At 73.5% G+C, this 13,636-nt stretch carries 11 protein-coding genes; 5 read left to right on the top strand and 6 right to left on the bottom strand.

Annotated features, from left to right (window positions below):
- Window positions 1–51 precede the first annotated feature (51 nt).
- Window positions 52–927, bottom strand: a complete 876-nt coding sequence (locus OG823_RS03210; protein WP_371477306.1) for an ABC transporter ATP-binding protein — start codon at window positions 925–927, stop codon at window positions 52–54.
- A gap of 343 nt (window positions 928–1,270) precedes the next feature.
- Window positions 1,271–1,978 carry a deoxyribose-phosphate aldolase gene (gene deoC / locus OG823_RS03215; protein ID WP_371477307.1) on the bottom strand — a complete coding sequence of 236 codons (708 nt, stop codon included), beginning with the start codon at window positions 1,976–1,978 and terminating at the stop codon, window positions 1,271–1,273.
- Between the two features lie 353 nt (window positions 1,979–2,331).
- Here deoC and OG823_RS03220 point away from each other — a divergent pair, with 353 nt between their 5' ends.
- The 5 genes from OG823_RS03220 (at window position 2,332) to OG823_RS03240 (ending at window position 8,041) form a co-directional block, all read left to right on the top strand.
- Window positions 2,332–3,066, top strand: coding sequence for a GntR family transcriptional regulator (locus OG823_RS03220; RefSeq protein WP_371477309.1), 735 nt, complete (start codon window positions 2,332–2,334; stop codon window positions 3,064–3,066).
- A 268-nt stretch (window positions 3,067–3,334) separates the two neighbouring features.
- Window positions 3,335–4,483 carry a zinc-binding dehydrogenase gene (locus OG823_RS03225; protein ID WP_371477311.1) on the top strand — a complete coding sequence of 383 codons (1,149 nt, stop codon included), beginning with the start codon at window positions 3,335–3,337 and terminating at the stop codon, window positions 4,481–4,483.
- The gene (locus OG823_RS03230; RefSeq protein ID WP_371477313.1) at window positions 4,480–5,727 is read left to right on the top strand and encodes a sugar MFS transporter; all 1,248 of its coding nucleotides are present in this window, start codon (window positions 4,480–4,482) and stop codon (window positions 5,725–5,727) included. The genes OG823_RS03225 and OG823_RS03230 overlap by 4 nt, the downstream gene beginning before the upstream one ends.
- The gene (locus OG823_RS03235; RefSeq protein WP_371477314.1) at window positions 5,721–7,052 is read left to right on the top strand and encodes an amylo-alpha-1,6-glucosidase; all 1,332 of its coding nucleotides are present in this window, start codon (window positions 5,721–5,723) and stop codon (window positions 7,050–7,052) included. Before OG823_RS03230 ends, OG823_RS03235 begins: the two co-directional genes overlap by 7 nt.
- A gap of 2 nt (window positions 7,053–7,054) precedes the next feature.
- Window positions 7,055–8,041, top strand: coding sequence for a Gfo/Idh/MocA family protein (locus OG823_RS03240; protein ID WP_371477316.1), 987 nt, complete (start codon window positions 7,055–7,057; stop codon window positions 8,039–8,041).
- A gap of 206 nt (window positions 8,042–8,247) precedes the next feature.
- Here OG823_RS03240 and OG823_RS03245 read toward each other — a convergent pair whose 3' ends face one another.
- The 4 genes from OG823_RS03245 to OG823_RS03260 all read right to left on the bottom strand — a co-directional run bounded on the left by OG823_RS03245 (window position 8,248) and on the right by OG823_RS03260 (window position 13,478).
- Entirely contained in the window at window positions 8,248–10,473 is a 2,226-nt protein-coding gene (locus tag OG823_RS03245; RefSeq protein ID WP_371477317.1) for an FtsX-like permease family protein, read from the bottom strand.
- Window positions 10,470–11,156 (bottom strand): ABC transporter ATP-binding protein, encoded by a 687-nt coding sequence (locus OG823_RS03250; RefSeq protein WP_371477319.1) that lies wholly within the window; start codon window positions 11,154–11,156, stop codon window positions 10,470–10,472. Before OG823_RS03250 ends, OG823_RS03245 begins: the two co-directional genes overlap by 4 nt.
- Window positions 11,153–11,677, bottom strand: coding sequence for a PadR family transcriptional regulator (locus OG823_RS03255; RefSeq protein WP_371477320.1), 525 nt, complete (start codon window positions 11,675–11,677; stop codon window positions 11,153–11,155). Before OG823_RS03255 ends, OG823_RS03250 begins: the two co-directional genes overlap by 4 nt.
- A 202-nt stretch (window positions 11,678–11,879) precedes the next feature.
- Window positions 11,880–13,478, bottom strand: a complete 1,599-nt coding sequence (locus OG823_RS03260; protein WP_371477322.1) for an MFS transporter — start codon at window positions 13,476–13,478, stop codon at window positions 11,880–11,882.
- Window positions 13,479–13,636 lie beyond the last annotated feature (158 nt).

Here is a 13,636-nt window from a genome sequence, read left to right on the forward strand (position 1 = left end):
GGGACCGAGGCACGCGGCGCATCCCCGGACGGCGGGGACCGAGGCGCGCGGTCACCGCTGCCAGGCGCCGCCGGCCCGTCCGAGCGCCTCGTCCGCGCCGGGCAGCGGGGCCCGCCGGGTGGCCGCGCGCGCCGTCCAGCGGCCGTCCTGCCGGGAGATCCTGATCGGGTGGCCGAAGCACGCGCTGATCAGCTCGGTGGTCAGGACGTCGTCGGCCTTCCCCGCCGCGACGCACTCGCCGTCGCGCAGCAGCAGGGCGTGCGTGGTGCTCTCCGGCAGCTCCTCCAGGTGGTGTGTCACCAGCACGCTGGCCAGCTCGGGGTGCTGGTGGCGCAGCAGGTCGAGGCTGTCGAGCAGCAGTTCCCGCGCGGTCAGGTCCAGTCCGGTGGCGGGCTCGTCCAGCAGCAGCAGGCGGGGGCTGGCCATCAGGGCCCGGGCGATCAGGGCCCGGCCTCGCTCGCCCTGGGACAGCGTCGGCCAGCTCGCGGCCGCCATCGGCGTCATACCGAGGGTGTCGATCAGCCGGTCGGCCCGGGCGAGGTCGGCGGCGCCGGGGAGCTTCTGCAGGTCCGGCTCGATGCTGTTGGTGAGGCCGGTCAGCACCACCTCCCGGACGGTCAGCGGCGAGCGCAGCGGATGCCGGGGGTTGACGTGCCCGAGGTGCGCCCGCAGGTCCCTGATGTCCACCCGGCCAAGCCGGCGGCCGAGCACGTCCACCTCGCCCCGGGTCGGGTGGGTGACCGCACCGAGCAGGCCCAGCAGGGTGCTCTTGCCGGCGCCGTTGGCGCCCAGCAGCGCCCAGTGCTCGCCGGGCTCGATGGCCAGGGTGATGCCGCGCAGCAGGTGGCGGCCGTCGCGCACGACGTCGACGTCCTGGGTGCGCAGCAGCGGGCCGTCGGGGAGGGGAGTGAAGGCGGACGTACTCATGGGGTGGTGCTCTCCTGGCGCTCGGCGTGACCGGGACGGCCGACGGCGGAGCGCTCCGGTCGATCCCCGGTCCCGGCCGGGGCGGCGCTCCGGTGCGGCCGCGCGAGCCGGCCCTCCCGTCGTCTGCGTGCAGACTAGCTCCGCCCTGCGGCTGGCTCGCCGGGGGTCCGGCCTCGGACGGCGGCCCGCAGCAGCCGCGGCCGCACGAGGCGGACGGCCGGAACAGGGCCGACGCCGGAACAGGGCCGGGGCCGCCCCGCCGAGGTGTCAGGTCGACGGCGGGGCGGCCCCGGAGTGCGGGGTGCGGCACGGCGGCGGGCGGGTGCGCCCGCCGCGGCCGGTGTCAGGAGGTGGCGACGGCGAGCCGGGCGGCGAGGTCGTCCAGGATGGTGGCGGTCGCGGTGGCCCCGAAGCGCTCGGCTCCGGCCTCCACCATCTCCAGCAGGAGGTCGAGGGTGCGCACCCCGCCCGCCGCCTTGACCTTCATGTGCGCGGGGACCTGGGCCCGCATCAGCCGGACGTCCTCCAGCGTGGCTCCGCCGGGCGCGAACCCGGTGGACGTCTTGACGTACTCGGCCTCCGCCAGCTCGGTCAGCCGGCAGGCCCTGATCTTCTCCTCCGTGCTGAGGTAGGCGTTCTCGAAGATGACCTTGACGATCCCGCCGGCCTCGTGCGCCACCCGGACCACGCCCCGGATGTCGTCCACCACCGCGGCGTCGTCGCCGTCGCGCAGGCGGCCGATGTTGAGCACCATGTCGAGCTCCCGGGCGCCGTCGGCGAGGGCGGCGCCGGCCTCGGCCGTCTTCACCGAGGCGAGGGACGAGCCGTGCGGAAAGCCGACCACCGTGCTGATCAGGACGTCGGTGCCGGCCAGCTCCTTCACCGCCCGGCTCACGTCGGCCGGTTTCACGCAGACCGACGCCACGTCGTAGCGGGCTGCGACGGCACAGCCCGCTACGAGGCCCTCGGTGGTCAGCTCGGGGCGCAGCAGGGAGTGGTCGATCATCTTGGCGACCCGCATGACGTCGGGGCTGGTGCTGATGCGGTCCATGTGTCCGTCCCTTGGGTGGGCGCGGCGGGCCGGTCCGCCCCGAGGACGCCGGGGCGGCGGCCGTCCGCCGACAGGTGTGGGGAGGCAGGAACCGCCCCTTCGCACGGGGTGCTCGGGGGAGCGGCTGGTTCCACCGTAGCAAGCAGCTGTCTATACGGCTAGACAGCTTGCACGGAGCCGGCCCCGAGACCGCCGCGCGCGGGCGTCAATGGCCGTGCACGCGAAGTGGGCCAGATCACATCACTCGGAGCCCACCGGGCATGACGCTATGCTCCCAATCGATGTGCTATGTCCTAGCTTAGGGCTAGTTGACTATACAGCTGCCCGGCATATTCTTTTTGACGGAGGCCCCCATGGAAGCGGATTTCGCACCGCGGTACTACCGGATCGAGCAGGCGCTTCGAGGACGAATCGCCGGGCTGCGACCACACGACCCGCTTCCGTCGGAGACCGAGCTGTGCACCGAATTCGGGGTGAGCCGGATGACCGCCCGCGCGGCCGTCCAGAAACTCGCCGCCGAGAATCTTGTCTATCGGGTGTCCGGACGAGGAACCTTCGTGGCCGAGCCCCCGACCCATCGCAGGGCGGAGAATCTGGTGAGATTCAGCGAGGAAATGCGTCGACGCGGCCGCAAGCCCTCGTCGAAACTGATCTCCGCGACACTTCGCGCGGCCACCGAGGAGGAGACCGCCCGGCTCCTGCTCCGCCACCCGGCCCAGGTGGTGGAGATCAGCAGGGTCCGGCTCGCCGACGACGTGCCCACCGCGCTGGAGAAGGCCGTCTTCCCGGGCGAGTTGGCCGGGCTCCTGGAGGCCGACTTCGCGGTCGCCTCGATGCACGAGGCACTCGCGGCGCTCGGCAAGTCACCCACCCGCGGCCACTCGTCCATCCGGGCGGCCGAGGCCCGTGCTCAGGAGGCCGAACTGCTGGCCGTCGCACCGGGTTCCGCGCTGCTCACCGAGGAGCGGCTGATCCTGGATCAGCACGGCCTGCCGCTCGAACTCACCGAGTCGCGCTACGTGGGCGACCGGTACGCCCTCGACGTGGCCTTCGAGGTCGACTCCGCCGGGCCGCCGCCGCCCCGGTAGTCACCGCCGGGGCGTCGACCCCGCGCGCACGACCTCGTACGGCCGCACCCGGCTCACCGCCCGACGAATACCGAATGCCGAATTCCGAACAACCGGATGTCCGAACAGCCGGATCACGGAATCCGCGGAGACAGTGCCGCGGGATTCCGGTGATCGGCGACGCCCCACCAGGCAACGAGGCCTGCCCGGAACGGCCGTTCTCGGCACTGCTCCCGCCGTACGGCACGTGTTCCCGTTTTCCCCTCGAAGACGCGAGAAGGAGTGCCCCGTGTACGCCTACCTGATGAACGCACCCGGCGAACTCGTACGGACCCTCGTACCCGATCCGGACTGCGGAGCGGACGAGGTCCTGCTGCGCACCGAGGCCGTGTCGATATGTTCCACGGACGTCTCCTACTTCCGTGGACACCTTTTCCCCGAATCCTGGCCGATCATTCCCGGCCATGAATACGTCGGACGGGTGGTCGAGGTCGGCCACCGGCTGCGCGACAGCGTGCAGCCCGGTGACCGGATCACCTACTGGGGGCAGACCGACTTCGGCGGCATGGCCGAATACCGCGCGCTGCGCCCGTTGTTCCCCGGCCGGGTCGGCCTGGAGACCTCCTGGTACACCGAGCGCAACTTCTACGACGCGGACCAGGCCGCCGCCGTCGTACTGCCGCCCGGTGTGCCCTCCGACCTCGCGTCGGTGGTCGAGCCGCTCACCTCGGTGCTGCGCTCACTGCTCCTCAACCCGCCGAGGCCCGGCGACACCTGTGTCGTCCTCGGCTGCGGCCCGAGCGCCCTGCTCGCGGTACAGGTGCTGGACCGCTACCTCGGCGCCGGCTCGGTCATGGTGCTAGACCGCAACGGCCTGCGGCTCTCCACCGCGCTGGCCCACGGCGCGTCCTTCGCCTTCAACACCGACACCCAGGCCGCCGAACTGGAGGGCTTCGTCCGCGAGCACCACGACCAGTACGCCGACTACGTCTTCGACGCCCTCCCGCACGTGGACGCGCCGGGCCTGGCCGCCGGCAAGGACATCCGCGAGCAGGCGATGGGACTGCTGCGCCCCGGCGGGGTGTACGTCATCTACGGCGCGACCGCCGTGCCCCAGCGCATCAACACCTGGATGATCCTCGCCAAGGGGCTGAAGCTGCGCTCCACCCCGTTCGACGTCCGGCTGTTCCCGATGGCGCGGTCGGCCAACGTGACGAGCGTGGCGCTGCGGCTGATCGAGACCGGACTGGTCGACGCCCGCCCGCTGATCACCAACCGGGTCGCGCTCGACGACGAGCAGGGCGTGCACCGGGCGTTCACCCACTACGGCGAGGGCGCCTCGATGAAGACGTCCATGCTGAGCGCGGAGGCGCTGCTGGAGTCCGCCGAGCGGCAGAACCGGACGGCCCTCGCCGGACAGGTCGGGACCTCGGCGTGACGACCGCGACCGCCGGGCAGGTGTTCGTCCGGGACCGGCTGACCGGCATGGCGTACGGCGGTCTGGCGGTCTACGCCTACCTGCTGTACGCCCTCGGCCCACTGCTCCCCCTGCTGCGCCAGGACCTGCGGGTCGGCTACACGGTGATGAGCCTGCACTCGACGGCCTTCGCGGCCGGAGCCGTGCTCACCAACCTGCTGTTCGAGCGGCTCCGGGGGCGCGCCGGCCACCGCCGGCTGTACTGGGTGGCGGCCGGCGGCCTGGCCCTCGGGTCGGTGCTGCTGGCCGCCGGGTCGACCGTCGCGGTCACACTGACCGCCGCGGTGGTCGGCGGGATCAGCGGCTCGCTCCTGCAGACCACCGCGCTCGCCGCCCTCGCCGAGCACCACGGACGGCTGCGTGAGCGCGCCCTCGTCGAGGCGAACGCCGGCGCCAGCGCCACCGCCCTGGTCGCACCGCTGGCCATCGGGGTCCTCCAGGGCGCCGGCGCCGCCTGGAACTGGAGCCTGCTCCTGCCGCCGGCGGCGGTCGCCGTGATGTACGTGCTGTTCCGCCGGGAGCCCCTGCGGCCCCGGAGCCCCGCCGACGACGCACCGGGCGGGGCCACCGGCCCCGGGGGGCGGCTGCCCGCCGTCTTCTGGATCCGAGGGGCGCTGTGCGGCGTCGTGGTCGGCGCGGAGTTCTGCCTGGTCTTCTACGGCTCGCCCCAGCTGACCGGTGCCGTCGGCCTGACCACCGGTCAGGCCGGAGCGGCGATGGGCCTCTTCTACGCCGGCGAGCTGATCGGGCGGCTGGCCGGGAGCCGCCTGACCGGCGCCGCCGGCCGGCCGGTGCCCCGCCTGGTACTCGGGGCCCTGGCCGTCGGCGGAGCCGGCTTCCTGCTCCTGTGGACCGCCGGCAGCGCCTGGACCGCTCTGGCCGGCCTCTTCGTCGCCGGTCTCGGCATCGCCAACCTCTTTCCGCTCACCCTCTCGCTCGCGGTGGGCGCCGCCCCGGGGCGGACGGGCCGCGCCACGGCGCACGTCCAACTGCTCGTCGGCACCGCCATCATGATCGCGCCGCTGCTGCTCGGCTCCCTATCGGACCGGATCGGCGTCCGACTCGCCTTCGGCGTCGCGGGACTCCTCCTCCTGCTCGCCCTCGTACTCCTGCGCCTGGGCACCGGATCCACGCCCGGGACCGTACCCGCACCCCGGGCCGCCGCCCCGCACGCCGAACCCCAAGGAGTGACGGAACCATGCTGACCGGCACCATCGGCTCTCTCGCCGCCGACACCGCGCGCGACACACTGCGCGCCAACCGCAGGAGCGGTTACTCCAAGGGCGCCCAGCGGCGCTACGACTTCACCTGCCCCTCCCCCGAGACGTACCCCTTCCAGTGGGCGTGGGACAGCAGTTACCACGCCATCGCGCTGACCCACACCGACACCCGCCGGGCCCGTGAGGAACTGCGCTCCCTGGTCGGCGCGGTCACCCCGTCCGGGTTCCTGCCGCACATGGTCCTGTGGCAGGACGAGCTGCGGGCGAGCGCCACGGCCGAGTTCAGGATCGACGTCTGGGAGGGGTGGCGGTCGGTCACCATCGCCCCGCCGGTGGTCGCCCGGTCCCTGGAGCGCGTGTACGCCGCCACCGGGGACCTGCTGTGGCTGCGCAGGGTCCTGCCGCCGGTGCTCGCCTTCTTCGGCTGGCTGAAGGAGCACCGCACCAGCCCGGCCACCGGCCTGATCGAGATCTACCAGCCCGACGAATCGGGCCTCGACTGCAGCCCCAAGTACGATGCCGCGCTGGGTATCCAGGACCTGCCGCAGTCCGCCGTCCACGGCGGCTGGCACGCCGCCATGCGTACCCTGATCGATTCGTACTCCACCGGACGCACCCCGGAGTCGCCGCTGCGCACCCGGGACCGCTTCGTCTGGAACGACGTCCTGCTCAACACCGTCTACGCCGACGGGCTCGCCTGCCTGTCCCGGCTGGCCAGGATCGCCGGCCTGCCCGAACGGACGGCCGGGCGCCTCGCCGAGGACGCCGGCGCCATCGGCGCTGCCCTGGTGAGGCACTGCTGGGACGAGGCCACCGGCGCCTTCTACGACATCGACCTGGTGGCCGGCCGGCGGGTGGAGATCCTCACGGCCGGCTCTCTGTTCCCCATCCTGCTCGACTCCGTGCCCCGCGCGACGGCGGAGCGCGTGATCGAGCAACACCTTTTGAACGAACGGGAGTTCTGGCGCCCGTATCCGATTCCCAGCGTCGCCGCGACGGAGCCCTCCTACGACCCGACCTTCGCCACCGGGGCCATCTTCCGCGGATCGAGCTGGGTCAACCTCAACTGGTACCTGTACTGGGGCCTGCGGGGGCGCGGCTACCACGCCGAGGCCCGGACGCTCGCCGACCGCACCTGCGAACTCGTCGCCTCCTGCGGCACCCGGGAGTGCTACGGCCCGGAGGAGCCCACCGGGCACGGCGCCCGCTCCTTCGGCTGGAGTTCGCTCGTCCTGGACCTCGTCGCGGCCGAGGGCCTGGACGCCGGGAGCGCAACCGACGGCGGCCCGACCGACCCGGACCGGGGCTGACCATGGCCAACTGGGGATTTCTCGGGGCCGGCTCGATCGCCGGATCGAGCCTCGCGCCCGCCGTGCACGCCTGCCGCGGAGCCACCCTGCACTCGGTGGCCTCCGCCGGCCCGGAGCGCGCCCGCGCGCTGCGCCCACTGCGGACCCACACCTCCTACCAGGAGTTGCTCGACGACGAGGACGTCGAGATCGTCTACGTCGCCCTCCACAACAGCGCCCACCGCCGGTGGGCCGAGCGGGCGCTGCTGGCCGGCAAGCACGTCCTGTGCGAGAAGCCCCTCGGCCTGTCCGCGGCCGAGGTCGACGCCATGATCGACACCTCGGCCCGGACCGGCCGACTGCTGGTCGAAGCGGCCTGGAACCGCTGGCACCCGCGCACCCGGGCGATGGAGGACCTGCTCGCGGCCGGCTCCGTCGGTACCGTCACCGAGGTGACCGCCCGGTTCGACGGCCTGGCTCCCGCCCCCGGGAACTACCGCCACGACCCCGCCCTCGGCGGCGGCGCCCTGTACGACGTCGGCTACTACGCCGTCTCCGCCACCCTGGCCGCGTTCGGCTGGCGCACCCCGCGCGTCACCCGGGCCGTACAGGAGTACTGGTATCCCGGCTCGGCCGACCGCGCGGCCGCGTTCCGGCTCGAATTCCCCGGCCGGGGCTCCGCCGAGATCCGCTGCTCGCTCGTCGGCGACGTCGCCGAGGAGTTCACCGTCACCGGCACGGCGGGCGTGCTCGGCCTCTCGGCCCCGGCCTTCTGCGCGGGCGCCGCCCCCTCCAGGCTCACGGGTGGCGACGGGGTGACCAGGGTGTTCCCGGCCGTCGACCCGTACCGGCTGATGGTCCAGGCCGTGGAGGACGCCGTCGCGGGGCGCCCCCACCACCTCGTCCCGCTCGAACAGACCCGGGCCGTCGCGGCCACGCTCGACGCCGTCCGCAGCGCCTGCGGGCCCGCGCCGGTGGGGGTCGGCGCCGCCAACGGGCCCCTGGGCTGACCGGTCGGCCGTTCGGTCCCTCGGCCGGGTGACCGGTCGGCCGTGGGCCGGCCGGTCGACCGTGGCCGGCCGGCTCGGTGCTCCACGGCGGTCGCGGCCCGATACCCCGGGCCGACCCCGTCCACGAACACCGCGTCGGAGCTGGAGTGGCCGGTGCGCAGCTCCAGGATCTCCCGGTAGGCGGGCGAGCAGCCCCGGCCTGCGACTCAGCCGTTTCGGGCCGCCTCCGGTCCGGTGATCCGCCGGAGCAGGGGCAGCGTCGAGGCGATGATCCCGAGCGACGCCGCCAGCCCCAGGGCCACCAGGGCGTAGTACCCGACGCCCGGCGACACCAGCTCGTAGTGCATCTGCGCCCGGAGGAACAGATCCGCCGCCAGCAGGCCCGTACCGGTGGCGACCAGCGCCACCACCAGCAGCGGCAGCGCGCTCTCCAGGCCGATCACCCGCTGCAGCAGCCTCAGCGGGGCGCCGGTGAGCCGGAGCATCGCGAAGGGGCGCCTGCGGTCCGACAGGCCCGCCACCACGCTCACCGCGAGGCTGCAGCCGGCGATCGGCAGCGTGGTCAGGAGCACCACGTTCGCCAGCTGGCGCCAACCGGCCAGCTCCCGCTGCGCGGCGGAGCCCCAGTCCTCGACGGTCCTGGACATGTAGCCCGGATAGGCGCGGGTCAGGACGGTCCTGGTCCGTTCCATCGCCGCCGTCGAGCCGTCGGTGGTCGCGTAGAGCATCTGGACCGGCAGTTGCGCGAGGGCCTGCGTCGAGATCGGCGCAGCCGGCCACTCCTTGTCCGGCGTGGCCCGCAGATCGAGGAAGCCGGCCAGCGGGACGGCGGCGACGCTCGCCCCCGCCGCGCAGTGGCCGACCGCCGGAGTCAGCGCCAGGTCCGAGCAGAGCACCAGCCCGGGCGCCCAATGGCCGCGGGGATCCACGTCCAGGGAGATCCGGCCGGGGTTGGCGTGCACCACTGCCAGCCCCACGGAGCCGGGCACCGCGCGCACGGTGGCCAGCACCTGCTCCGGCACGGTGGCCGCCATCGGCGGTTCGTCCAGCAGTGCGCCGTGCTGCACCGCCGTCCGGGTCAGCGCGTCACCGCCGAGCCCGCCGCGTTGCACGTTGATGGTGCCGATGATGCCGACCGTCGCACTGGTGACGAACAGGGCGAGCACGAGGCCGCTGACCGAACGGAACCCCGCCTTCGGGTCGTCCGCCAACCGCCGAACGGCGATCAGTGTGGCCGGTCGACCGGTGCGCCGGGCCACCGCCCGCGCGGTCGCCATCGTGAGCCACGGCCCGGCGATCACCAGGCCCGCCATGATCATCAGGAATCCGGTGAGGAACGCGGCGGTCTGCCCGTTCGTGCTGGGCGGGCGCCGCCCGACGAAGCAGGCGAGCTCGGCGAGACCGGCGAGCAGGAGGATCAGCCGCCGGGCCCGGGGCGGACGCGGGGTCACCCGGCGGGTGACCCCCAGCGGAGAGACGGTGACCCGCCGCAGCGCGAGCCGGGCCGCCGCGGCGGCCGCCACCGGGACGCCCAGCGCCACCGCCAGGGCCTGTGTGCCACTGATCGTCAGATCGCCGACGAAGAAGCGGTCACCGGTGAACGGGACGGTCGCCACGACCGGCCGGAGCAGGAGGAAGAGTCCGAAGCCGATGACGGTCCCGGCCACGGCCGCCACCGTCGACTCGACGGCGGAGATCACCGAGATCTGCGCCGGTGTGGCACCCACCAGCCGCATCGCGGCGAACCGCTGCTCCCGGCGGGCCGCGGACAGGCGGGTCGCGGTGCCGATGAAGATGAGCACCGGGAAGATCAGCGCACCGGCCACCACCGAGAGGATGAGCGTCATGGCGTCGCCGCGCACTCCCGAACCGAGGCAGTCCTGGCAGTCGGCGGGGAGCGTGGTGGAGATGGCGGTGACGGTCCTGGCGCCGGGAAGGTCCTTGATCTCCTCCGGCGTGCGACCGATGACGGCGACCAGCGAGTCCGGTGACTGCAGGGCAGCGCCGGCGAGTTCACCCGCCAGCGTCCCCGGGAACCGGTCGGCGAGCTGGGCCGCCGGGGTCGCGCGGATCAGCGCGGCCAGGCCCGGCGACGCGTAGTACTCGCCGGCGGCCGGCACCTTCGTGAGCCCCGGCGGGACGGGGGCGGTGGGCCCCGTCGCGGCGACGTCCGCCTCGAACAGGGAGCGCCCGTCGTAGTTGTCCTCGTGTCCCCTCCACCAGAGCGGGTCCACCGGGGCCGTCTGCGCGTTCTGCACCGAACCGGTGTTGAACCACAACTGACGTTCGTTGGCGCGGCCCACGGCGTTGATGGCGGCCAGCGTCGACAGCAGGAGGGCCACGCCGACCGCCACCGCGGCGGCGATGACCACCAGTCGGGCCACCGCCTCCCGCCCGCCGCTGACCGAGAGGCGCAGTGCGAAGCGGATCACGAGGCCACCCGCCCCACCGAGAGCGCGGTCGCCGTGCCGTCCCGGACGATGGCCTCACGATCGGCGTACGCGGCCACCCGGGGCTCGTGGGTGACCAGGATGACGGTGGTGCCCTGCTCCCGGGCGGCACCGACCATCAGGTCCATCACCTGCTCACCGGTGAGCGAGTCGAGCGCGCCGGTCGGCTCGTCCGCGAACAGCACCTGCGGTCGCGCCACCAGGCCCCGGGCGAGGGCGACGCGCTGCGCCTGACCGCCCGACAGTTCGCCGGAGCGGCGTTTCTCCAGGCCGTCCAGCCCGAGTCTGGCGAACCACGGCCGGGCCTCGGCGAGCGCGGCGGCCCGCCGTGCGCCGCCCAGCAGCAGCGGCAGGGCGATGTTCTCCTCGGCGCTCAGCTCGGGGACGAGCTGGCCGAACTGGAAGACGAAGCCGAACCGGTCGCGCCGCAGGGCACTGCGCTCGCCCTCGTTCATGGTGTCGACCCGCCGGCCGTCGAAGTGCACCTCGCCCGCGTCGGGGGTGAGGATTCCGGCCAGGCAGTGCAGCAGGGGCGACTTGCCGGAGCCGCTGGGCCCCATGATCGCGAGCACCTCGCCGCGCTCCACCGCGAGGCTCGCGCCGCGCAGGGCCGGGGTCTCGCCGAAGGCGAGTTCGATGGCGCGGGCCTCTATCAGCGAGCTCATGGCCGCACCTCCGCTGCCAGTGCGTCCAACCGGGCGGCGGTCAGGTCGATCCACCGCAGGTCGGCTTCCAGATGGAACAGTCCGTGGTCGGCGAGCAGCGCGTCGACCAGCTTGCCGTTGCGCCGCAGCTCCGTCAGTTCGCGCATCCGCTGCAGGTGGGCGGCGCGCTGGGTGTCGAGGTACCGCTCGGCGTCCCGGCCGAGCATCAGGGCCAGCACCACCTTGGTGAACAGCACCGACTGCAGGTTGGGCTCCGGCGCGACGGGGTCGGTGAGCCAGTGCTCGAACTCGGTCACGCCCGCTTCGGTGATGACGTAGCGCTTGCGGTCCGGTCCGTCGCCCGGCTCCGCCTCGCCCACCACGACCTTGCCGTCGCGGGCCAGTCGGCCGAGCGTGGAGTACACCTGGCCGTACGGCAGGGGCTTACCCCGGCCGAAGACGGCGTCGTAGTCGCGCTTGAGGTCGTAGCCATGGCTGGGCTCTCGCTCCAGCAGCCCGAGAAGGGTCAGGGGAACACTCATGAGAGGACCATACACCGGATGTATACCTCGGGTGTATACCCGCGGCGAGTAAGGCAATCTGCGCACGTACGAGCGGCTCGGCCGGGCCCGGCACGGTGGTGCGGCCGGGTGTCGCCGGGCCCGGCACGGTGGTGCGGCCGGGTGCGGCCCGGTGCGGGGTGTCGCCGGGCCCGGAGTTCGCGGGCCTTCAGGACCGAGGCGGCTAGCCCCGGCCGGTGGGCCCGGACGGTACGGACGTCGCCGTCGGCGCCGGCGTCGACCCGGGCTGCGCGGGCCGACGCCAGATCAGCGGCAGGAGCACCGCCGCCAGGACCGCGAGCAGGCCCGCCAGGGCGATGGCGCGCCCCGCGGCGACCGCCTCGACCTCGCGGAAGGCCGCGTTGATCGCGTCGGCGGTCGCCTGGTCGACGGAGCCGAGGATCTGGGCGGCGAGTTTGGAGTCGGTGACGGCGTTGCTCAGTTGCTGGGCGTCCGCGTCGGACAGGCCGGCCGCCTTCGCCCGGTCGAGCGCCTGGTTGGTCTCGACGGCCTGCTGGACGGCGACCGTCACGGCCACCCCGAAGGCCCCGCCGAGCATGCTGGTGACCTTGAACATGCCCGAGGCCGTACCGGCCAGTTCCTCGGGCGGCCCGGCCACCGCGGTGTCGGAGAGCGGGATCGACATCAGGCCCAGGCCGGCCCCGAGCACCAGGAGTCCGGCGGCCAGGATCGCGTAGTCGTAGTGCCGCCCGATGCTCGCGGCGAGCAGGGTGCCGGCGCCGAGCAGCAGTACGCCGGTCACGACCGGCAGCCGGGCACCGCGCCGGGCGGAGACCCGGCCGCCGAACGGGTTGAACAGCAGGATGGTCACGGTGGACGGCAGCAGCAGGAGCCCGGCGGCCACCGGACCGTACCCGCGCACCTCCTGGAGGTAGAGCGTGAGCAGGAAGCTGACCCCGGCGAAGACGATGTTCATCACGGAGTTGGCCACCAGCGCGCCGCAGAACGGACGGGAGGAGAAGAGTCGCAGGTCCACCAGCGGGTCCCGGACGTGCTTCTCCAGCAGCACGAAGAGCCCGGCCAGCAGCAACGAACCGACCAGCAGAGCGATGATCACCGGGTCGTCGAAGCCCTTCTCCTGCCCGGCGGTGCAGCCGTACAGCAGGCAGAACGCGGCCAGCGCGCTGGTGAACAGCCCCGGCAGGTCGACGTGCCGGGTCGCGTTCGGGTCGGTGGACTCGACGGCGGAGCGGCGCACCAGCCACAGGGCGACCAGCGCCAGCGGGGCGTTGATCCAGAACGTGGAACGCCAACCGAGGACGCCGGTGAGGATGCCGCCGACGGCCGGCCCGGCGGCCTGACCCACCCAGGCGACCGCCATCCAGGCACCGAACGCCCTCGGCTGCTCGTCCTCGGGGAACATCGGTGGGATCAGCGCCAGGGTGGCGGGCAGGATCATCGCGGCGCCGACCCCCATCGCCGCCCGGCCCACGATCATGCCGGTGACTCCCGGGACGAACGCGGCCGCCAGCGAGATCGCGCCCATCACCAGCAGGCCGATCTCCAGCATCCGCTTGCGTCCGAACACGTCACCGAGGCGACCTGCGGCCAGCACCAGCGCCCCGGTGGACAGACTGAAGGCGTTGTTCGCCCACTGCAGGGCGGCCAGCGAGACCGACAGCTCCCGGGAGATCGTCGGGACGGCCACCCCGAAGTCGGCGAACGACAGCCAGACCATGCCGGCCGCGACACACATCCCGGCCAGCGCCTTCCAGCGGTGTTCCGAGTAGCCGTCACGCGGTGCAGCGGTCGAACGGGCCATGCGCCGGGCTCCCGAAGGTCTGGCCGGCCTCGCGCCGGGACGATCCAACCGATCATCGGGGAGCCGGGCCGTCGGCCGGCGTCCGACACCCCGGAACCGGCCGCAGCCGAGCCGGACGGCCCTGCCACCGGCCCAGCCGGACCGGGGCACGGGCCGGA

Source organism: Kitasatospora sp. NBC_00315 (genome assembly GCF_041435095.1).
Classification (GTDB): domain Bacteria; phylum Actinomycetota; class Actinomycetes; order Streptomycetales; family Streptomycetaceae; genus Kitasatospora.

Bases quoted from the DNA above. Each gene is read 5' to 3' on its own strand.
- OG823_RS03210 (WP_371477306.1), bottom strand. From the start codon at position 927: ATGAGTACGTCCGCCTTCACTCCCCTCCCCGACGGCCCGCTGCTGCGC.
- deoC (WP_371477307.1), bottom strand. From the start codon at position 1,978: ATGGACCGCATCAGCACCAGCCCCGACGTCATGCGGGTCGCCAAGATG.
- OG823_RS03220 (WP_371477309.1), top strand. From the start codon at position 2,332: ATGGAAGCGGATTTCGCACCGCGGTACTACCGGATCGAGCAGGCGCTT.
- OG823_RS03235 (WP_371477314.1), top strand. From the start codon at position 5,721: ATGCTGACCGGCACCATCGGCTCTCTCGCCGCCGACACCGCGCGCGAC.
- OG823_RS03240 (WP_371477316.1), top strand. From the start codon at position 7,055: ATGGCCAACTGGGGATTTCTCGGGGCCGGCTCGATCGCCGGATCGAGC.
- OG823_RS03250 (WP_371477319.1), bottom strand. From the start codon at position 11,156: ATGAGCTCGCTGATAGAGGCCCGCGCCATCGAACTCGCCTTCGGCGAG.
- OG823_RS03255 (WP_371477320.1), bottom strand. From the start codon at position 11,677: ATGAGTGTTCCCCTGACCCTTCTCGGGCTGCTGGAGCGAGAGCCCAGC.
- OG823_RS03260 (WP_371477322.1), bottom strand. From the start codon at position 13,478: ATGGCCCGTTCGACCGCTGCACCGCGTGACGGCTACTCGGAACACCGC.